The sequence below is a fragment of the Bradyrhizobium sp. AZCC 1577 genome, assembly GCF_036924575.1.
In the GTDB taxonomy this organism is placed as follows: domain Bacteria; phylum Pseudomonadota; class Alphaproteobacteria; order Rhizobiales; family Xanthobacteraceae; genus Bradyrhizobium.
This window is the reverse complement of record NZ_JAZHRQ010000001.1, coordinates 674,734-694,410: the sequence shown is the minus strand read 5'-3', so window position 1 is coordinate 694,410 and position 19,677 is coordinate 674,734. Positions and strand designations below refer to the sequence as shown.

Sequence of the window (19,677 nt, the reverse complement as noted above, 5' to 3'; positions counted from 1 at the left end):
TTCTTGTTTCACGTGAAACAGATTTTTACGCACTCACCTTCGCGTTCTTGCGCCGCGCTTCGCGACGCAGATACGCCGCCAGGATGCCCAGCGCCGCGGGCGTCAAACCGTCAAGCCGACCCGCCTGCCCCACCGTCCGCGGCCGTGCCGCTTCGAGCTTGGCGCGCGCTTCGTTGGAAAGTCCGGGCACGTCGGCATAGTCGATATCGGTCAGGACCAAACCCTCGTCGCGCCGAAAGGCATCGACATCGGCGGTCTGGCGCTTGAGATAGACATCGTATTTGGCGTCGATCTCGAGATGCACGGCGATCGACGGATCGATGGCCAAGAGCTCCGGCCAAATGCTGCGCAGGGCAGTCCACTCAATCTCCGGGTAAGCAAGCAATTCAAACGCCGAGCGCCGATGGCCGTCCCGGTTCAATGCCAGGCCATGCTTCGCAGCTTCGCTGGGGGTGATCGCCAGCGACTTGGCGAGCGACTTCGCGGACTCCAACGCGGCCATCTTGCCGCGATGCCGCTGCGAGCGCACCTGTCCTACGCAGCCCAAGGCGATGCCCTTGTCGGTCAGACGCTGGTCGGCGTTGTCGGCTCGAAGCGTCAGGCGGTACTCGGCCCGCGAGGTGAACATCCGATATGGTTCGGTGATGCCGCGGGTCACGAGGTCGTCGATCATCACCCCAAGATAACCGTCAGCGCGATCGAGCACGATCGGATCGGCGTCACCCGCCATCAATGCAGCGTTCAGACCGGCAACGATTCCCTGGGCCGCCGCCTCTTCATATCCCGTCGTGCCGTTGATCTGCCCGGCCAGGAAGAGACCCGGCAGGCGCTTGGTCTGCAGGGTCGGCTCCAGTTCGCGCGGATCGACGTGATCGTATTCGATGGCATAGCCCGGCCGAACCATCTTCACCCGTTCAAGCCCGGGGATGGTCGCGAGGATCGCGAGCTGAACTTCCTCCGGCAGCGAGGTCGAGATGCCGTTGGGGTAGACGGTGGAGTCGTCGAGCCCCTCCGGCTCCAGGAAGATCTGGTGGCCATCACGATCGCCGAATCGGACAATCTTGTCCTCGATCGAGGGACAATAGCGTGGGCCGCTGCTCTTGATCTGCCCGGAATACATCGGTGAACGATGCACATTGGCCCTGATCACCTCGTGGGTCGCCGGGGTCGTCCGGGTGATCCCGCATTGAATCTGCGGCGTCGAGATCCGATCGGTCATGACCGAGAACGGCTCAGGCGGATCGTCGCCGGGCTGCATTTCAACGGCGGCCCAGTCGATGGTCGTGCCATCGAGCCGCGGCGGCGTGCCGGTCTTCAGCCGTCCAAGCGTAAAGCCGGCGCGCTCGAACGAGGCCGACAGCCCCATCGCAGGCGCCTCCCCGACCCGGCCCGCGGGCCAGTTCTTCTCACCGAGATGGATCAGCCCGCGCAAAAAGGTCCCCGTCGTGATGACCACGGCGCCCGCCGAAAGCTGCCTTCCCTCGACCAAGCGAACTCCAGCGACCCGGCCGTTCGAGACGATCAGTTCGTCCGCTTCACCTTCGATCACGCTGAGATTGGCTGTCTCCTGGATCGCCGTCTGCATGGCCGCAGCATAAAGCTTGCGATCTGCCTGGGCGCGCGGTCCGCGGACGGCCGGACCCTTGCGGCGGTTCAACACCCGAAACTGTATACCGCCGGCGTCGGCCACCCGGCCCATCAGGCCATCGAGAGCATCGACTTCGCGGACCAGATGACCTTTGCCGAGACCGCCGATAGCGGGATTGCAGGACATTGCCCCGATGGTCGCAAACCGATGGGTCACCAAGGCCGTCTTCGCACCCATCCGCGCAGCCGCGCTCGCGGCCTCACAACCGGCGTGGCCGCCACCAATAACAATGACGTCGAAGGCGTCTGCTTGGAAAATCATGCCGCGACTTCTATCGCGGAGTTGGAGAACGCGGAAGAAAGAATTGTTTGGATGGGAATTTGAGGGCCCGGTGTTTCACGTGAAACATTCCAGGGCTCACAGATCTGTTTCACGTGAAACGGGGTGGTAGGGAAGCCTTACTTTCCCACACAGAACTCCCGGAAGATAACGTCCAGAATGTCCTCGACATCCACGCGCCCCAAGAGCCGCCCCAGCGAATGGGCTGCCATGCGCAATTCTTCCGCCGCCAGCTCCTCGCCCCGCCCGACTACCTGAACACAGCGCCGCAACGAGGCCGCGGTCTCCTGCAAGAGTAGGCGCTGCCGGGTTCGGCCGATCAGGCCACCCTCGCTTCCGCCAAAGTAATTCTGCGTGAAACCAACCAGGGCCGCGATCAGCTCGGGCAAGCCATCGCCTCGGCTCGCCGAGATCTGAAAACCGCCCTGCCCTGACGCATCGGCCAATGGCCGACCTATCTGTTCGAGATCGATCTTGTTTCGCACGCTCCAAACCGGCGCATCCCAATCGTGGTCGATCGTTGCCCCCGGCGAGTCGGAGAGCCACAGCACGAGATCCGCATCCGCGGCCCGGGACCTAGCGCGACGGACGCCCTCCTGCTCGACTGGATCGTCCGTCTCACGAATCCCAGCGGTATCGATCACGGTCACTGGATAGCCGTCGAGATCGAGCTGCACCTCAATAATATCACGCGTGGTGCCGGCGTGCGGCGAGACGATCGCGACCTCGCGGCGCGCGAGCTGATTCATCAGCGTCGATTTGCCGACATTCGGCGGTCCGGCGATCGCGACGACGAGGCCATCGCGAAGCCGCTCACTCCGCCCCTGCTCCGCCAGGACTTCCTCGATCTCAGCCAACAGCACTTCGACTTTCGCCAACGCCGGCGCGATCAATTCGGCAGGCACGTCTCCCTCATCCGAAAAATCGATCCCAGCCTCGATCAGGGCCGACGCTTCGATGATCCGCGCACGCCAGTCGCGAGCTCGGTCACCAAGCAGCCCCTTCAATTGGCGCAGCGCCTGGCGCCGCTGCCGATCGGTATCGGCATGGATGAGATCGTCGAGTCCTTCGGCTTCGGTGAGGTCGAGCTTGCCGTTCTCGAAGCCGCGCCGGGTAAATTCGCCGGGCTCGGCCGGACGCACATTTTCAAACGCAGAAAGCGCCGCGAACAACGCGTCCAGCACCGCGCGCCCGCCATGGACGTGAAATTCCGCGACGTCTTCCCCGGTCGCGCTGGCCGGACCCGGAAACCACAACACCACGGCATCATCGATCGGCCGCTGGCCGACATCATGGAGGAGCGCCCGCGTGGCCATTCGCGGCGACGGCAATTTACCAGCCAGCGCCGTCACGAGCTTCCCGGCCTGCGGACCCGAGACGCGCACCAAGGCAATCGCGCTCGGTGGCCGGCCCGACGATAGCGCAAAAATGGTTTGGTCCCGCGGATGCATAGCCTATTTGTGCGGGAGGTCCTGAAAAGGCAACGCGATTCGATTCGGCGGCTGAGAACGCAGGCCGACGTCCGCTGACCTTATTGCAGCAAAGGTGCAGCAGCTATGCTGCAAAACTGGAAGAGGCGCCCCTGCCCTGATCTCAGTTCGAAATAAACCATATGAAATTCAATGGCTTATTTGGTTAACCAATCAATAACGCCAGTTTTCCGATGCTGCATCGGTGCCGCAGCGATGGCCGCAGCATGAAAAAAGGGCGCCCCGCGGTGCGAGACGCCCTCCCCTAAGCCTGGCTTGGCGGCTCAGGTATTCATCGAGTCGAAGAACTCGGAATTGTTCTTGGTGTTGCGGAGCTTGTCGAGCAAGAAGTCGATTGCGTCCATGGTGCCCATCGGATTGAGGATCCGGCGCAGCACGTACATCTTCTTCAGAAGCTGCGGATCGGTGATCAGCTCTTCCTTGCGCGTGCCGGAGCGCGAGATGTCGATCGCCGGGAAGGTCCGCTTGTCCGAGACCTTGCGGTCGAGGATCAGTTCGGAGTTACCGGTGCCCTTGAATTCTTCGAAGATGACTTCGTCCATGCGGCTGCCGGTATCGACCAGCGCGGTGGCGATGATCGTCAGCGAACCGCCCTCCTCGATGTTGCGCGCGGCGCCGAAGAATCGTTTCGGCCGCTGCAGCGCGTTGGCGTCGACACCGCCGGTCAACACCTTGCCGGATGACGGCACCACGGTGTTGTAGGCGCGGCCAAGACGCGTGATCGAGTCGAGCAGGATCACGACGTCGCGGCCGTGCTCGACCAGGCGCTTGGCTTTCTCGATCACCATTTCGGCGACCTGAACGTGACGCACCGCCGGTTCGTCGAACGTCGAAGACACCACCTCGCCCTTCACCGATCGCTGCATGTCCGTGACTTCTTCCGGACGCTCGTCGATCAGAAGCACGATCAGATAGCACTCCGGATGATTGGCCGTGATCGAGTGCGCAATGTTCTGCATCAGCACGGTTTTGCCGGTGCGCGGTGGCGCCACGATCAGCGCGCGCTGGCCCTTGCCGATCGGGGCGACGATATCGATCACCCGTGCAGAAAGGTCTTTTCGCGTCGGGTCTTCGAGCTCGAGACGAAAGCGCTGATCCGGAAACAGCGGCGTCAAATTATCGAAGTTGACCTTGTGCTTGGACTTTTCCGGATCTTCGAAATTGAGCGTGTTGACTTTCAGCAGCGCGAAATAGCGTTCGCCTTCTTTCGGGCTGCGGATGTGGCCTTCGATGGTGTCGCCGGTGCGGAGTCCGAAGCGGCGGATCTGCGACGGCGAGACGTAGATATCATCGGGGCCGGGCAGGTAGTTGGCGTCGGGCGAGCGCAGAAAGCCGAAGCCGTCGGAGAGAACCTCGACGACGCCTTCGCCGATAATGTCGATTTCCTGGATCGCGAGTTGCTTGAGAATGGCGAACATCAGCTCCTGCTTGCGCATGGTGCTGGCGTTCTCGACCCCGCTCTCTTCGGCGAACGTAACGAGCTCGGCCGGCGTTTTCGATTTGAGGTCTTGGAGTTTCATTTCCCGCATTGGGGTGGTCCTGTGGAGTGTCTTTTAAGAAGGATGCGAAGCTGGCTTTGGGGAAAGCCGGACACGAAAAATGGAAGGTCCGCAGGTCTAAGCAAGGAAAGCGCCGGTGAGGCTTCAAACCTGATGCGGCGGCCGGTCCAATGAAGGAGCCGGAACGCAGCCACATCCGCCTGCGTGGGGTGGGATTTCGATAATATAGAAAATCGGCCGCCGCTTCGCAAGCAGGTGAAAAACCGACCGACCCACGAAAAGGGCGCCCTAGAACGGCTTCACGATCACCAGGATGACGATAAAGATCATCAGGACGGTTGGTACCTCATTGATAATACGAAAGAATTTCTGGCTTCTGGTATTCCGGTCGGCAGCAAAATCCTTAACCCAGCGAGAAAAAAAGCCGTGGACACCCGACAGGATAAGCACCAGCGTCAGTTTGGCGTGAAACCAGCCGGAAGTGTACCAATGTCCGCTCCAGGCCATATAGATGCCGGCCAGCCACGTGACGATCATCGCGGGGTTGATGATCACCTTCAGCAGGCGCCACTCCATCACTTTGAAGGTTTCGGATTGCTTCGATCCGACCTCGGTTTCGCAATGATAGACGAACAGCCGCGGCAGATAGAGCATGCCGGCCATCCACGAGATGACGGCAATCACATGCAGCGCCTTGATCCACGGGTAGGCCGTGATCGTGATCCACTCGTACATTGCAGCCGCCCTGATCTCCGGAACGTTCCGATCTTCTGAAGCGTTGCGAAGAAGCTCCGCAAGCGTGGGACGCAAGACATATCCGCAAAGCACCGCTTCCCTAAACTAATAATTTTAGAATCTTAGGTTTGAGTCTAAGTGACGGTGATTTGGACTCATACAAAATCGTCCAGCCTCTTTGCGAGGCTTGTTCACATCCATCACCAATTCTGGCCAAACACTGGATCGTCCTGATAACACCACGTGCATCAATCGCTTGCGATGTTTTGTGGTCAGCTTATGAAGAGACAAATCCACATCTTCTCACTATCATTGCCGCGAGGCGTTGGACTTGTCCTCGCGTGAGGCCCTGTGAAGAAACCAAGGGTTTTCCCGAAGGCGGCGATCCAGGGCCCGATATCTCGGTTAAGCTCCACAGGATTCACAGGAATACACAGGGGTTCTGGTGCCCACGACCGGCAACTATTTTCATCTTCATCTGGTCTCGGACTCGACCGGCGAGACGCTGATCACGGTGGCGCGCGCGGTCGCCGCGCAATACGCCAACGTGACGGCGGTCGAGCATGTCTATCCGCTGGTGCGCAGCCAGAAGCAGCTCGACCGCGTGCTCGACGAGATCGAGGAGGCACCGGGCATCGTGCTCTTCACATTGCTGGAAAAGGACCTAGTCGCCCGGCTGGAAGCCAAGTGCAGGGATATCAACATACCGAGCCTCTCCATCATTGGTCCGGTGATGCAGTTGTTCGAAGCCTATCTGGGGGCGGCGACGACGGGCAGGGTAGGCGCCCAGCACGTTCTGAACGCGGAATATTTCAAGCGCATCGACGCCCTGAACTACACCATGATGCATGACGACGGACAGCACGTCGAAGGCCTGGAAGAGGCGGATGTCGTTCTCGTCGGCGTATCCCGCACCTCGAAGACGCCGACTTCGATCTATCTCGCCAACCGCGGCGTCCGTACAGCGAACGTGCCGCTGGTCCCTGGCATTCCGCTGCCGCACCAACTGGAGGCACTGAAAAAGCCGCTGGTCGTCAGCCTTCATGCGACGCCGGAGCGGCTGATCCAGGTCCGGCAAAATCGCTTGCTGAGCATGGGCGCCGATACCCCCAATGATGATTACATCGATCGTCAGGCAGTGGCCGATGAAGTAGCCTATGCCCGAAAACTGAGCGCCAGATTCAGTTGGGCGCAGCTCGACGTGACACGGCGTTCGATCGAGGAAACCGCGGCGGCGGTGCTAAAATTGTTCACCGATCGCCCAGCGGCAGCGGCTTCCGGAATGACGCAGCCAAGATGACCATTTGGCGTGGACAACACCAGCTGATTCTCGCCTCTCAAAGCCGCGCGCGGCAAATGCTGCTTGCCAATGCCGGCATTTCCTTCGACGCCGTTCCTGCCGATATCGACGAACGATCCGTGCAGGAGAATTCAGGTCTTTCCGCGCCCGGTGAAATCGCCGGCCTCCTGTCGCGCGAGAAGGCGTGTTTCGTATCGTCGAAAAATCCCGGCCGTTATGTCGTCGGCGCCGATCAGACGCTGGCTTTGGGAAGCCGGCTGTTCACCAAGCCGGCTAGCCGCGCACAGGCCGCAGAGCAATTGCGCCTGCTTGCCGGCCAGACGCACGAGCTGCACTCCGCCGTTGCGGTTGCCCGCGACGGCAAGCTAGTATTTTCCGATGTTTCGGTCGCGCGCCTGACCATGCGCGCTCTAAGCGGGGCGGAGATCAGAGCGTATCTGGACGAGGCCGGCGAAGCCGTGACATCCAGCGTTGGCGCCTATCAGCTCGAAGGACTGGGCATACATCTATTCGATCGCTTCGAAGGCGATCACTTCACGATTCTCGGCCTGCCGTTGTTGCCGTTGCTTGCATTCTTGCGCCGCGAACGACTGTTGGGAATTTGATATCCTCATGAGAGTGACGAACCCTATGCGGATTCTCGGACTCACCGGCTCGATCGGGATGGGGAAATCCACCACCGCAAAACTGTTCACCGAGGCGGGCGTGCCGGTTTACGACGCCGACGCAGCCGTTCACAAAATCTATGAAGGCGAGGCGGCGCCCGCGATCGAAGCCGCGTTTCCCGGCACGACGGTGGACGGCAAGGTCGATCGCGCCAAATTGTCCGCCAAGGTGGTGCATGACCCTGCTGCCATCAAGCAGCTCGAGCAGATCGTTCACCCAATGCTCGGCGCGTCCCGCCAGAAATTCCTCGATGAGGCCGAGCGGTCCGGCGCGCCGGTTGTCGTGATGGACATCCCGCTGTTGTTTGAAACCGGCGGCGAGAAACGCGTCGATGCGGTAGTCGTGGTCACGACCGATCCGAAAACCCAGCGTGAACGAATTTTGGCGCGCGGCACCATGACATCAGAGGCGCTCGACGCCATTCTGGCGCGGCAATTGCCCGATGCCGAAAAGCGCAAGCGCGCGGATTTCGTGGTGGATACCTCGCATGGGCTGGACCCGGTGCGCGCGCGGATCCGCGACATTCTGGCCGAGGTTGTTAAGATGCCGCAGCGGCGGACCTGATTCGTCGAAACTTCGGTCTCTCACATCCATGCGCGAAATCGTTCTCGATACCGAAACCACGGGCCTCGATCCGCTGCGCGGCGATCGGCTGGTCGAAATCGGCTGCATCGAGATCTTCAACCGCATGCCGACGGGGCAGACGTTTCACCGCTACATCAATCCCGAGCGCGACATGCCGGCGGAAGCCTTTGCCGTGCACGGCCTGTCGACCGAGTTCCTCGCCAGCAAGCCGCTGTTCACCGAAGTGGTTGAGGAGTTCCTGGAATTCATCGGCGACGCACCGCTCGTCATCCACAATGCCTCATTCGACATCAGCTTCATCAATGCCGAGCTCGACCGCATCAAGCGGCAGCCGATCTTGCGCGACCGGCTGGTCGATACGCTGCTGTTGGCGCGCCGCAAGCATCCCGGTGTATCGAACCGGCTGGACGATCTCTGCTCGCGCTATGCGATCGACAATTCCCGCCGCACCAAGCATGGCGCGCTGCTCGACGCCGAGCTCTTGGCCGAAGTCTATATCGACCTGATCGGCGCGCGGCAGTCGCAACTGATCCTGGCGTCGGAAACCCGCATCACGGTTGCCAGCGGAATTGGTGATACGCCACGCCGGCAGCGCGAAATACCGCTGGCGCCGCGAATCACCGACGCGGACCGCGAGGCCCATCGCGCCTTCATCGCCACGTTGGGCGACAAGCCGATCTGGAACGATTTTCTTCCGGCAGCGGTCTAGCGGCAAACAAGACGCCGCTCGCCCTTTAGCTCGGCTTTGCGCCCGAGGTGGCCTGTGCCGCAGCCTGCCGTTCCATGTTCTGGCGGTACAGGCCGACAAAATCGACGGGGTCGAGCATCAAAGGCGGGAAGCCGCCGTCGCGCACCGCGGTTGCGATGATCTCGCGGGCGAACGGGAACAACAGCCGCGGGCATTCGATCATGACCAGCGGATGAAGCTGTTCCTGCGGCACGTTGACGATGCGGAACACGCCCGCATAGGCGAGTTCGAAACTGAACATCACTTTGCTGGCATTTTCAGCCTTGCCCTCGATCGAGAGCGTCACTTCGAACTCGTTTTGCGCGAGATTGTTCGCCGAAACGTTGATCTGGATGTTGATCGCCGGCTGCTGCTGTTGCGGCGCCAGCGAGGAGGGCGCGTTCGGATTCTCGAACGACAGGTCCTTGGTGTACTGTGCCAGCACGTTGAGCTGGGGAGGGGCCTGTTCGGGAGGCGCGCCGTTGCCGTTGGTCATGAAATCTCTCCTGAAGCGCTCGCGAGCGCGGCCCGGGTTCGTCTGAGAATGCGTTTTCCGGGCGAGTGGCTATCATAGCCGCGGCTCATTCCACAAGGACGACGGCTCGCGGGCAGACCAGCCCGGCCGTCAATTATGGCGGATATGCCTAATACCGCCCCGCCAGCCGCGCAAAATGTACCGTAAATAATTGAATGTGCGTGATTTCCGGCCATGATCGGGTTTCCCCTCGCCGCCAAAACGCGCTACAATTAGCCCGCGCCAAAACGCGCCATTGGCCGGGCGCAGTTTCATGCCTACATGCTGCAGTCTCGATCGATGATGTAATCTCTGCCGTTCTCAGGGAAATCTCGTAAGAGAGCTTCTCACCAGGGAACGCTCGACCGCCGGGCCCGTTGCCGGCGCTGGAACCAGAAAGCGAATACGACGTGGATATTTATACCATCATCTTCCTGGCGCTGGCGGTCTTTATCTTCCTGCGCCTGCGCAGCGTCCTCGGACAGCGCACCGGGAGCGAACGTCCGCCCTATGATCGCGCCGCTCCCAACGTCGTGCAGCGTACGCAGGACAACAACGTCGTTCCCATGCCGGGTACCGTCATCGATCAGACGCCGCTGGCGCCGAATGCCGATGTTGCGCCGGCCGATCGCTGGAAAGGCATTGCCGAGCCGGGCACGCCGCTCGCCGCAGGTCTCGATGCCATCACCGCCCAGGATTCCTCATTCGATCCGCGGCACTTTCTCTCCGGCGCCCGCAGCGCCTACGAGATGATCGTGCTGGCCTTCGCCAATGGCGACCGCCGGGCGCTGAAGGATCTCCTGTCGAGCGAAGTCTATGAGAGCTTCGAGGCCGTGATCAAGGATCGCGAGAGGCACGAGCAGAAAACCGAAACGCGGTTTGTTTCGATCGACAAGGCCGAGCTGGTGAATGCGGAAGCCCGCGACCGCGCGGCGCAACTGACGGTTCGCTTCGTGTCGCAGATGATTTCGGTCACACGCGACAAGACCGGCGCCATTGTCGATGGCAACCCCGATAAGGTCGCCGATATCACCGATGTCTGGACTTTCGCCCGCGACACGAGCTCTCGCGATCCGAACTGGAAGCTGGTTGGCACTGGAAGCGCGGGCTAAGACGCGAAGCCTTGCGGGGCTTGCGCTGGGCGTGCTCGCTTTGGCGTGCTCGATCGCACCATCGGATGCCGCGGCAGTGCGCCATTCTCGCGCGCAAAAGCCTTCGCATCCGCTGCCTGTCCGGCAGCTGCCATACCCACTACTCGAATTCCCGTTTCAAATTAGCGGCGGCCAGTATGCGCCGGTCGCCTGGTCCGAGATCGCGGGCTGGCGCGAGGACGATCATCTCGCCGCCTACAAGGCATTTCGCACGAGCTGCAGGCCGATAGCGGCGCAGCAAAAGCCGCCCGCCGATCCAAAGGCACTCGGTATGTCGCTCCGCGATCCCTGCCGTATCGCCAAGGGCCTCGAAGTATCAGATGGCGTGAAGGCGAGGGCCTTCTTCGAGGAGCACTTTCTTCCCTTGCGCATTTCGCGGCTTGGTGAAGGCGAGGGTTTTGTTACCGGCTATTACGAACCCATCGTCGACGGCTCACGGACGGAGAACGAGGTCTACAAGGTACCGGTCTATCGCCGGCCCTCGAACCTGTTCGTCCGGGGCACCACGCAGAGCTCGGCCGGCTTGCCCAACAAGGGCCAGGTGTTCCGCAAGATCGGCCGCCGCAAGCTGGTGCCCTATTACGATCGCGCCGAGATCGAGGATGGCGTAATCGCCGGCCGCGGCCTCGAAATCTGTTGGCTGAAGGACCAGACCGACCTGCTATTCTCGCAGATCCAGGGCTCGGCGCGGGTCAGCCTCGACGACGGCTCGACCGTTCGCATCAATTACGATGCGCATAATGGTTTTCCCTATACGCCGGTCGGCCGCATCCTGATCGAACGCAACATCATCCCCAAGGATCAGATGTCGATGCAGAAGATCCGGGAATGGATGGAACAGAATCCTAACGAGGCCGACGAGCTGCGGCGGCAGAACAAGTCCTACGTCTTCTTCCGCGAGGTGCAGCTTTCCGACAAGGACGAGGCGGTTGGTGCCCAGGGTGTGCCGTTGACGCCGGGCCGGTCGATCGCGGTCGACAAATCACTGCATGTCTATGGCACGCCGTTCTTCATCGAAGGCGAACTGCCGATCGAATCGGAGCGATCGAAGACACCGTTTCGCCGCCTGATGATTGCGCAGGACACCGGCTCCGCCATCGTCGGCCCCGCGCGCGCCGATCTCTACTTCGGCGCCGGCCTCGACGCCGGCAAGGTGTCCGGCCGCCTCCGCCACAGTGCCCGCTTCGTGATCCTGGTGCCGAAGAGCCTTGATCCGGTGGCGCGTGGCCGCAAGATGCCGGTGCCCGACGAACGGCCGTCGGAGACGATCGCAAAACTGTTCCCGCAAACCGATCCATCGAAGGATCCGTCCAAGGATCCGAAGAATGCCGGAAAGCCGTCCGATGTAACGGCGGCGACCAACGCCAAGCCCGCGATGCAGGTGACGACATCGTCTGCAACCAGGCCCTCGTCGGCCCAGGCCGCCGTAGCAGAGCCAATACCGCTTCCAGAACCGCGGCCGAAGGTTGAAGCGGTTTCGGCAAAGCCGCAGCCGCGTCACCTGCGCCCATATCGCCATCGTCGATGAAACGCCGGTCGTCGAGTTTGATTCCCGAATTGCCGGAGCCGCCGCGCCGCAAGCGCGGCCTGAGCGAAGAGGAGCGCGCGCTGTGGGAGAGCGTCGCCAAGCAGGTCAAGCCGCTGCGCAAGCGGCACCGCGCCTCGAAGCCGTCGGCTGCTCCGGCGGAAGCCGAGCACAAGATGGCTCCGAAAGCCGCCGCTTCACCGAGGCACGTCGCGCCGGCGCGAATGGTTGCGCCTTCAAAGCCGGAACCGCCGCCGCTGGCGCCGATCGGCCGTCGCGAGCGATCGCATCTGTCGCGTGGTCGCAAGGAGATCGATGCAAGGCTCGACCTGCATGGCATGACGCAGACGCGCGCGCATCGCGCGCTGTTAGGTTTCCTGCAGCGCGCCCATCATGACGGGCTGAGCTTCGTGCTCGTCATCACCGGCAAGGGCAAGATGGGTGCTGAGTCCGAGCGCGGCGTGCTGCGCCGTCAGGTGCCGCAATGGCTCGGACTACCGGAATTCCGCGCGCTGGTAGTCGGCTTCGAGGAAGCCCATATCGGCCATGGCGGCGAGGGTGCGCTGTACGTGCGCGTGCGACGTGCGCGTTCCTAATCTCGCTTAAAGCGTTTTCAAGCGAAAGCCCGCCCCGGACTTGATCCGGGGTGGACACCGGTTCGCATCAAGAAAACGCGTCAAAACAAGGATCTGTTGATGGCTACAAAATAAACCGGCTCAAATCCGTGTTCTTGGCGAGATCGCCGATGTGCTTCTGCACGTAGTCGGCGTCGACCTTGAAGGTCTCGCCATGGCGGTCCGGTGCGGAGAATGAAATCTCGTCGAGCACGCGCTCCATCACCGTCTGCAGCCGCCGCGCGCCGATATTCTCGACCGTCGAATTGACCGCGACGGCGACATCGGCCAGCGCATCGATCGCGTCGCCGGTGATGTCGAGCGTCACGCCTTCGGTCTGCATCAGCGCGACATATTGCTTGATCAGCGATGCCTCCGGCTCGGTCAGGATGCGGCGCATGTCGTCGCGGCTCAGCGCTTCCAGTTCGACGCGGATCGGCAGGCGGCCCTGCAATTCCGGCAGCAGGTCCGAGGGCTTTGCGATGTGGAAGGCGCCGGAGGCGATGAACAGGATATGGTCGGTCTTCACCGCGCCGTGCTTGGTCGTGACGGTGGTGCCTTCGATCAGCGGCAGCAGGTCACGCTGCACGCCCTCGCGCGAGACGTCGCCGCCGACGCGGCTTTCGCGCACGCAGATCTTGTCGATCTCGTCGAGGAATACGATGCCGTTGTTCTCGACCGCGGCGATCGCCTCCAGCACGAGCTGATCGTTGTCGAGCAGCTTGTCGGATTCCTCGTTGACGAGGATTTCATGCGAGCCCTCCACCGTCAGGCGACGGGTCTTGGTCCGCCCGCCAAGCTTGCCGAAGATGTCGCCGATCGAAATCGCGCCCATCTGCGCGCCCGGCATGCCCGGGATCTCGAACATCGGCATGCCGCCGGACGACTGCGTCTCGATCTCGATTTCCTTGTCGTTGAGCTCGCCGGCGCGCAGCTTCTTGCGGAAGGAATCGCGCGTGGCCGGGCTCGATGCCGGGCCGACCAGCGCATCGAGCACGCGTTCCTCGGCGGCGAGTTGCGCGCGGGCCTGCACGTCCTTGCGTTTGCGCTCGCGGACCTGGATAATCGCGACCTCGACGAGGTCACGGATGATCTGCTCGACGTCGCGCCCGACATAGCCGACCTCGGTGAATTTCGTGGCCTCGACCTTGAGGAAGGGTGCGCCGGCGAGCTTTGCCAGCCGCCGCGCGATCTCGGTCTTGCCGACGCCGGTCGGCCCGATCATCAGGATGTTTTTCGGCAGCACCTCTTCGCGAAGCGAGCCGGTGAGCTTCAGCCGCCGCCAGCGGTTGCGCAGCGCGATCGATACCGCGCGCTTGGCGTCGGCCTGGCCGACGATGAAGCGGTCGAGTTCGGAGACGATTTCACGGGGAGAAAAGTCGGTCATACGTCCATCTTATACGGATAGGGTCGGTTGCGGGAGGCGACGCGTCAGCGCCAGTGGTGTCAATTTCAGTATCCCGGCACGCAATGGCCGCCAGCCGGCGCTCAGCAACAGCACGAACGCACCGAGCACCAATACGGTGAGCGGGATTGTCATGTCGGAAATGCCTGACTGCCGAATCAACGCCCAGAAGGCCACGCCAGCGTAGGAAAGACCTGATACCAGCATCGCGCGCCGGTCGATCAGAATAGCGACAAAGCTCAGTGCCAGAAACAGTGCCAGTATCAAGACGGCTGTGCCCTGATCGAGCTTTGAGGCTTGCGTCACGAGGCCACGGGTCACGGAGTGGACGATCAGCGGTGCGGCCAGCAGGTGCAGCCAGAACGCTACATCGGTTCGCCTTGTCCGCCGCTCCAGGTCGGCCATGTCGAACTGCATCGCCAAAGCGAAAACGGCAAGACCGCAAATCAGAATTGCGGCGTTATAGGCAATGGACGGCAGGTCCGGCGCCAGTCCGTAAAAGAGGCTGAGCACGGTGGCTGTCAGGGCGGCGCAGCCGGCAGCAATGGTAATTGGCACTCGAAATCGCCAATAATGCAACGCGACCAGCAGCACGGTAATAAACGCAGCGCTCGCCACGATATTCGGTCGACTGATGTAGATGTCGAGCAAGCGGCCCAGGCCGTGATCAGAAAAACCAGAGGTACCGGCATCGATCGCATGGCTGGCGGCGAAAAAGACTGCACACGCAAATACGACCAGAAGCACGATGCTAGGCAAGGCCATGCGCCGGATACGGGTGAAGAACTCGGCAAGCAGCCACGCTGCAGCTGCTATTGCGATGCTGGCGCCGAGCCCGCCTGCGGCCCGCGTCGCGAAAAATCCAATTGCGCCGAGAAACATGGCGAGGCCAATGGTGACGAAGATATCGCTGAAGCCGCCAATGAAGCGAAGCTGCTCGTCGTCGGGTGAGGCGGGCAATTCTGGCGGCTCGCCGGCATTTTCCAGTGCGCGCAGGCGTTCCGCCTGCTCGGCCGTGATGATGCCGCGCTCGACCCCTTTCGCCAAAATCTCGCTTGCCATCATCGACACTGGAACCTCTGGGATTAAGTAAGCCGGATTGGAGCCGTCGCAAGCAGCGGATGCGATCGCCTCTAGATGATCGGTGGCCTCGCCTGCCAAGCCTTGATCGCATCGAAGGGATGGATCAGCATGATGATGTTGAGCGTCAGATTGTCGCGAATGTGGAGCGCCAACACCAGCTCGAACAGGATCACGAGCGCCAAGGTGAAGGCCACCGGCAGCTTTTTCGCCAGCAGGAAGCCGCCGATCATCGCCAGCGAATCCGAGATCGAGTTGACGATGGTATCGCCGAAATAATCCAGCGAGATCGTGCCGGCACGGTAGCGGTTGATGATCCAGTCGGAATTCTCGACCAGTTCCCAGCCGCCTTCCAGCAGCATGGCGAGGATCAGGCGGCCCTGCCAGGCGAGGCGAGGGAATACAAGGACGGCCGCGCCATAGAACAGGATGCCGTGCAGGACGTGCGAGAGCGTGTACCAGTCGGCAACGTGCTGCGAGTTCTCCGAACTCTGCACCACGCCGTGCCAGAGCTTGACGTAGCCGCAGGCGCAGATCGGCAGGCGTCCCATCCCGTACAGGATCGCGGCTTGGGCTGCGAGGATAGCGACAGCGATCGAAAGCCAGTGCCAGCCTGAAAGCGTGCGGGTAATCGGCGCGTTGTCGATGCGGCTGGTCGAGGTCATGCGTTGCGGACCATCAGAAGAGCGGGGCCATCAGGTGTATCGACCATGCCGGCTTTTTCAAAGCCCGCTTTCTGGTAGGCGCAAACCGCCCTTGTGTTGGCCGGGTCGGGATCGGTGACGATGCGCGGTGCGCCATTACGCAGGCGCTCGCCGACGAAGGCGCGAATGAGCGCCGAGCCATGGCCGCGCTCGATCAGGCCGGGCTCGCCGATGAAGAGGTCGATGCCGCGGGTGCCGTCCGGATGCTCGCCGAAGCCGGTATTCCACTCCGTCAGTGCATAGCACTGCAGATAAGCGAAATCGCTGCCGCCGGTCGAGACGATGAACTGGTCCATCGCCGGTTCGTTCAGGTCGCCGCTGACTAGGTCAAATTGTTCGGCCGGATCGCCCCACCATTTTACGACATGCGGCTCCGCCAGCCAGCGGCGAACCAGCGGCAGGTCGTCCATAGCCATCGGGCGGAAGACATATTCCGGCGCCATGACCGGCGGCTCCCCTCAGAGCGTTTCGATCGTGACGTTCCGGTTGGTGTAAACGCAGATGTCGGCAGCGATATCGAGCGCCCGGCGCACGATGGTTTCGGCGTCCTTGTCGGTATCGACAAGCGCGCGGGCGGCCGCCAGGGCATAATTGCCGCCGGAGCCGATCGCCATCACGCCGGCTTCCGGCTCCAGCACGTCGCCGGTGCCGGTCAGGACCAGCGAGACGTCCTTATCGGCGACGATCATCATCGCCTCCAGCCGGCGCAGATAGCGGTCGGTCCGCCAGTCCTTGGCCAGTTCGACCGCCGCGCGGGTCAATTGCCCCGGATATTGCTCAAGCTTGCTCTCCAGCCGCTCGAACAGGGTGAAGGCATCGGCGGTCGCCCCGGCAAAACCGCCGATCACGTCGCCCTTGCCGACTTTCCGGACCTTTTTGGCGTTGGCCTTGATGACGGTCTGGCCGATCGAGACCTGACCGTCGCCGCCGATTACCACTCTGCCGCCCTTGCGGACCGTCACAATCGTGGTGCCGTGCCAGATCGGCAGGTTGTTTTCAGATGCTTGCATGGATCGCCCTCTTTCCAGTCAGATTTAGGGGTTGAGGGGAGGGGTTACAATCGCGCCGTTTCACCCCTGAATCCGGTCACCATGGGCTGAAGTTCAGCCCTTCAAACGTCATCCCGCAGTAGCGAAGGTGACATCCGCCTGTTAAAAGGGCCGCGTTTTCGGCCCCAAGCGGCCCAAGGGAAGCAGTTTTCATGCGCACAGCGTCCATCAAGCGCAAGACCAAGGAAACCGACATCGAGGTCGCGGTGAACCTCGATGGCACGGGCGTGTCCAAGGTTTCGACCGGCATCGGCTTTTTCGACCATATGCTCGATCTCTTGGCCAGGCATTCCCGCATCGACATCACGGTCAAGGCGGATGGCGATCTGCATGTCGACCACCACCACACCACCGAGGACGTCGGCATCGCGCTGGGCCAGGCCGTCAAGCAGGCGCTCGGCACCATGGCCGGCATCACCCGCTATGCCTCGATCCACATGCCGATGGACGAAACGCTCTCGCGCGTCGTCATCGACATTTCGGGCCGGCCGGTGCTGGTGTTCAAGGTCGACTTTCCGCGCGACAAGGTCGGTCAGTTCGATACCGAGCTGGTGCGCGAATGGTTCAACGCCTTCACCATCAACGCCGGCGTGACTTTGCACGTCGAGACCTTATATGGCGAGAACAGCCATCATATCGCCGAATCCTGTTTCAAGGGTCTGGCGAGGGCGCTTCGTGCCGCGGTTGCGATCGATCCGCGCGCGGCGGGCGAGGTGCCTTCCACCAAGGGTCAGCTCGGCGGCTGATTGCCTGTTCTCGTTTTCGTTCGCGGCGGAGAGATTCGATGCCGGTCTACACAGTGCATGCTCCCATAGCCAATGGCGCCGATCTTCCGGCGACCGACAAATTCGTGTTTGTCCGTGACGGCTTCCATTTCTGGGCTGCGGTCGCGGGCGTGATCTGGCTTTTGTGGCATCGGCTGTGGCTGGCGCTGATCGGCTGGATTGTTCTGATGACAGCCGTGCAGTTCGGGATGTCGGCGCTGGGCGCCAGCCGCGGGACGATCTTCGCTGTTGATGTCCTGCTCGCCATCCTGATGGGCCTCGAAGCGGCCAGCCTGCGGCGCTGGACGCTGTCACGGCGCAATTGGCGCCAGCTCGATATCGTGGTTGCCGACGACGAGGAAGCTGCCGAACACCGCTTCTTCGAACGCTGGACCGGCCGGCAGCGCGGGCTGATCAACGACCAACGGTCGGTCGACCGCGGCGCACCGCCGCCGACCCGCAACATTCCGGGCCAGTCGTTCTCCAAACCACCGCCGCCCTTGCCGCAAGGCGGAATCATCGGCTTGTTTCCGGAGCCGGGAGGGCCACGATGACCGTTGCGATCGTCGATTACGGCTCGGGCAATCTTCACTCGGCGGCAAAGGCCTTTGAGCGCGCCTCGCGTAGCATGGAAGATCCGCAGAAGGTCATGGTGACGCGCGATCCGGAGGCCGTGTACCGCGCCGACCGCATCGTGCTGCCCGGCGTCGGCGCCTTCGCCGATTGCCGCCGCGGCCTCGATGCGGTGGACGGCATGCTTGACGCGATGACGGAAGCCGTGCGCGTCAAGGCGCGGCCTTTCTTCGGCATCTGCGTCGGCATGCAGTTGATGGCGACGCGCGGCAAGGAGCACGTCACGACCGAGGGCTTCAACTGGATTGAAGGCGACGTCGAGAAGATCTCGCCGCGCGAGGAAAATCTGAAAATCCCGCACATGGGCTGGAATACGCTTGACCTGGTCCGCGAGCATCCGGTGCTGGAGCGGCTGCCGCTCGGGCCGAAGGGCCGCCATGCCTATTTCGTGCACTCCTATCACCTCAACGCCTCCAATGAGGCCGATGTGCTGGCGCGTGCCGACTACGGCGGGCCGGTGACCGCGATCGTCGGCCGAGACACCGCCATCGGCACGCAGTTTCACCCCGAGAAGAGCCAGCGTTTCGGCCTGGCCCTGATCTCGAACTTTTTGAAGTGGAAGCCGTGATCCTCTTTCCTGCCGTCGACCTGAAAAACGGCCAATGCGTGCGCCTCGAGCAGGGCGACATGGCGCGCGCGACCGTGTTCAACCTCGATCCTGCGGCGCAGGCGCGCGCTTTTGCCGAGCAAGGGTTTGAATATCTCCACGTCGTCGATCTCGACGGTGCCTTTGCCGGCAAGCCGATGAACGCGCGGGCGGTTGAGGCGATGCTCAAAGCGGTCACCATGCCGGTGCAACTCGGCGGCGGCATCCGCGATCTCAAGACTGTGGAAGCCTGGCTCGACAAGGGCATCGCCCGGGTCATCATCGGCACCGCGGCGGTGCGCGATCCGGAGTTGGTGAAGGGTGCGGCGAAAAAATTCCCCGGCCGCGTCGCGGTCGGACTCGATGCGCGCGATGGCAGGGTTGCGGTGGAAGGCTGGGCCGAGACCTCGCAGGTGACCGCGCTCGAAATCGCGCAACGGTTCGAGGATGCCGGTGTCGCTGCCATCATTTTCACCGACATCGCGCGCGACGGCCTGTTGAAGGGCCTCAACCTCGATGCCACGATAGCGCTCGCAGAGCGTATTTCCATTCCCGTGATCGCATCCGGCGGGTTTGCCTCCATTGAGGACGTCAAGGCGCTGCTCGAGCCGCGCGCCAAGAAGCTCGCTGGCGCCATTGCCGGCCGCGCGCTCTATGATGGGCGGCTGGATCCCGCCGCCGCTTTGACGCTGATCCGCAGCGCGCGCGCCGCGGCCTAGGAGT

Annotated in this window: 20 protein-coding genes and 1 pseudogene; 11 read left to right on the top strand and 10 right to left on the bottom strand. The window is 62.2% G+C overall.

The window, feature by feature from the left end; genetic code table 11:
• Positions 1-25 precede the first annotated feature (25 nt).
• The 4 genes from mnmG to hemJ all read right to left on the bottom strand — a co-directional run bounded on the left by mnmG (position 26) and on the right by hemJ (position 5,651).
• Positions 26-1,909 (bottom strand): tRNA uridine-5-carboxymethylaminomethyl(34) synthesis enzyme MnmG, encoded by a 1,884-nt coding sequence (mnmG, locus tag V1278_RS03245; RefSeq protein WP_334379687.1) that lies wholly within the window; start codon positions 1,907-1,909, stop codon positions 26-28.
• Between the two features lie 137 nt (positions 1,910-2,046).
• Positions 2,047-3,378, bottom strand: a complete 1,332-nt coding sequence (gene mnmE, locus V1278_RS03240) for a tRNA uridine-5-carboxymethylaminomethyl(34) synthesis GTPase MnmE (protein WP_334379686.1) — start codon at positions 3,376-3,378, stop codon at positions 2,047-2,049.
• A 302-nt stretch (positions 3,379-3,680) separates the two neighbouring features.
• The gene (gene rho, locus V1278_RS03235) at positions 3,681-4,946 is read right to left on the bottom strand and encodes a transcription termination factor Rho (protein ID WP_057834504.1); all 1,266 of its coding nucleotides are present in this window, start codon (positions 4,944-4,946) and stop codon (positions 3,681-3,683) included.
• Positions 4,947-5,204: 258 nt separating this feature from the next.
• Entirely contained in the window at positions 5,205-5,651 is a 447-nt protein-coding gene (gene hemJ / locus V1278_RS03230; protein WP_334365777.1) for a protoporphyrinogen oxidase HemJ, read from the bottom strand.
• Positions 5,652-6,096: 445 nt separating this feature from the next.
• Between hemJ and V1278_RS03225 the strand changes: the two are divergent.
• The 4 genes and pseudogenes from V1278_RS03225 (at position 6,097) to dnaQ (ending at position 8,911) form a co-directional block, all read left to right on the top strand.
• Positions 6,097-6,937 (top strand): annotated as a pseudogene (locus tag V1278_RS03225) (pyruvate, water dikinase regulatory protein).
• 10 nt (positions 6,938-6,947) lie between these two features.
• Positions 6,948-7,556, top strand: coding sequence for a Maf family protein (locus V1278_RS03220; protein WP_334379685.1), 609 nt, complete (start codon positions 6,948-6,950; stop codon positions 7,554-7,556).
• 25 nt (positions 7,557-7,581) lie between these two features.
• Positions 7,582-8,181, top strand: a complete 600-nt coding sequence (gene coaE / locus V1278_RS03215) for a dephospho-CoA kinase (protein WP_334384087.1) — start codon at positions 7,582-7,584, stop codon at positions 8,179-8,181.
• A complete protein-coding gene (gene dnaQ / locus V1278_RS03210; protein ID WP_334379684.1) occupies positions 8,105-8,911 on the top strand; it encodes a DNA polymerase III subunit epsilon in 807 nt (268 codons plus the stop codon). Before coaE ends, dnaQ begins: the two co-directional genes overlap by 77 nt.
• 25 nt (positions 8,912-8,936) lie before the next feature.
• On the opposite strand, the gene secB is transcribed toward dnaQ, so the two are convergent.
• Positions 8,937-9,425 carry a protein-export chaperone SecB gene (secB, locus tag V1278_RS03205; RefSeq protein ID WP_334365781.1) on the bottom strand — a complete coding sequence of 163 codons (489 nt, stop codon included), beginning with the start codon at positions 9,423-9,425 and terminating at the stop codon, positions 8,937-8,939.
• A gap of 428 nt (positions 9,426-9,853) precedes the next feature.
• Here secB and V1278_RS03200 point away from each other — a divergent pair, with 428 nt between their 5' ends.
• The 3 genes from V1278_RS03200 to V1278_RS03190 are packed head-to-tail and all read left to right on the top strand — an operon-like array spanning position 9,854 to position 12,715.
• Positions 9,854-10,555 (top strand): Tim44/TimA family putative adaptor protein, encoded by a 702-nt coding sequence (locus tag V1278_RS03200; RefSeq protein WP_334365782.1) that lies wholly within the window; start codon positions 9,854-9,856, stop codon positions 10,553-10,555.
• Positions 10,533-12,122 carry a murein transglycosylase A gene (gene mltA, locus V1278_RS03195; RefSeq protein ID WP_334379683.1) on the top strand — a complete coding sequence of 530 codons (1,590 nt, stop codon included), beginning with the start codon at positions 10,533-10,535 and terminating at the stop codon, positions 12,120-12,122. The genes V1278_RS03200 and mltA overlap by 23 nt, the downstream gene beginning before the upstream one ends.
• Positions 12,119-12,715, top strand: coding sequence for a Smr/MutS family protein (locus tag V1278_RS03190; RefSeq protein WP_334379682.1), 597 nt, complete (start codon positions 12,119-12,121; stop codon positions 12,713-12,715). Before mltA ends, V1278_RS03190 begins: the two co-directional genes overlap by 4 nt.
• A gap of 103 nt (positions 12,716-12,818) precedes the next feature.
• On the opposite strand, the gene hslU is transcribed toward V1278_RS03190, so the two are convergent.
• The 5 genes from hslU to hslV are packed head-to-tail and all read right to left on the bottom strand — an operon-like array spanning position 12,819 to position 16,932.
• Positions 12,819-14,120, bottom strand: coding sequence for an ATP-dependent protease ATPase subunit HslU (gene hslU, locus V1278_RS03185; RefSeq protein WP_334379681.1), 1,302 nt, complete (start codon positions 14,118-14,120; stop codon positions 12,819-12,821).
• A 9-nt stretch (positions 14,121-14,129) separates the two neighbouring features.
• Entirely contained in the window at positions 14,130-15,299 is a 1,170-nt protein-coding gene (locus V1278_RS03180; RefSeq protein ID WP_334379680.1) for a hypothetical protein, read from the bottom strand.
• On the bottom strand, positions 15,272-15,883 hold the full coding sequence (locus V1278_RS03175) for a DUF2585 domain-containing protein (protein WP_334379679.1): 612 nt from the start codon (positions 15,881-15,883) through the stop codon (positions 15,272-15,274). Before V1278_RS03175 ends, V1278_RS03180 begins: the two co-directional genes overlap by 28 nt.
• Positions 15,880-16,365, bottom strand: a complete 486-nt coding sequence (locus V1278_RS03170) for a GNAT family N-acetyltransferase (RefSeq protein ID WP_334379678.1) — start codon at positions 16,363-16,365, stop codon at positions 15,880-15,882. Before V1278_RS03170 ends, V1278_RS03175 begins: the two co-directional genes overlap by 4 nt.
• A 15-nt stretch (positions 16,366-16,380) precedes the next feature.
• Complete coding sequence (hslV, locus tag V1278_RS03165; RefSeq protein WP_334365788.1) at positions 16,381-16,932, bottom strand: ATP-dependent protease subunit HslV; 552 nt, start codon at positions 16,930-16,932, stop codon at positions 16,381-16,383.
• A gap of 191 nt (positions 16,933-17,123) precedes the next feature.
• Here hslV and hisB point away from each other — a divergent pair, with 191 nt between their 5' ends.
• Genes hisB through hisA form a run of 4 tightly spaced genes read left to right on the top strand, consistent with a single transcriptional unit; the run spans position 17,124 to position 19,673 of the window.
• Positions 17,124-17,717 (top strand): imidazoleglycerol-phosphate dehydratase HisB, encoded by a 594-nt coding sequence (gene hisB / locus V1278_RS03160; RefSeq protein WP_028348312.1) that lies wholly within the window; start codon positions 17,124-17,126, stop codon positions 17,715-17,717.
• Between the two features lie 38 nt (positions 17,718-17,755).
• A complete protein-coding gene (locus V1278_RS03155; RefSeq protein ID WP_334365789.1) occupies positions 17,756-18,289 on the top strand; it encodes a DUF2628 domain-containing protein in 534 nt (177 codons plus the stop codon).
• A complete protein-coding gene (hisH, locus tag V1278_RS03150) occupies positions 18,286-18,936 on the top strand; it encodes an imidazole glycerol phosphate synthase subunit HisH (protein ID WP_334365790.1) in 651 nt (216 codons plus the stop codon). Before V1278_RS03155 ends, hisH begins: the two co-directional genes overlap by 4 nt.
• Positions 18,924-19,673 carry a 1-(5-phosphoribosyl)-5-[(5-phosphoribosylamino)methylideneamino]imidazole-4-carboxamide isomerase gene (gene hisA, locus V1278_RS03145; protein WP_334365791.1) on the top strand — a complete coding sequence of 250 codons (750 nt, stop codon included), beginning with the start codon at positions 18,924-18,926 and terminating at the stop codon, positions 19,671-19,673. The genes hisH and hisA overlap by 13 nt, the downstream gene beginning before the upstream one ends.
• Positions 19,674-19,677: the final 4 nt, after the last annotated feature.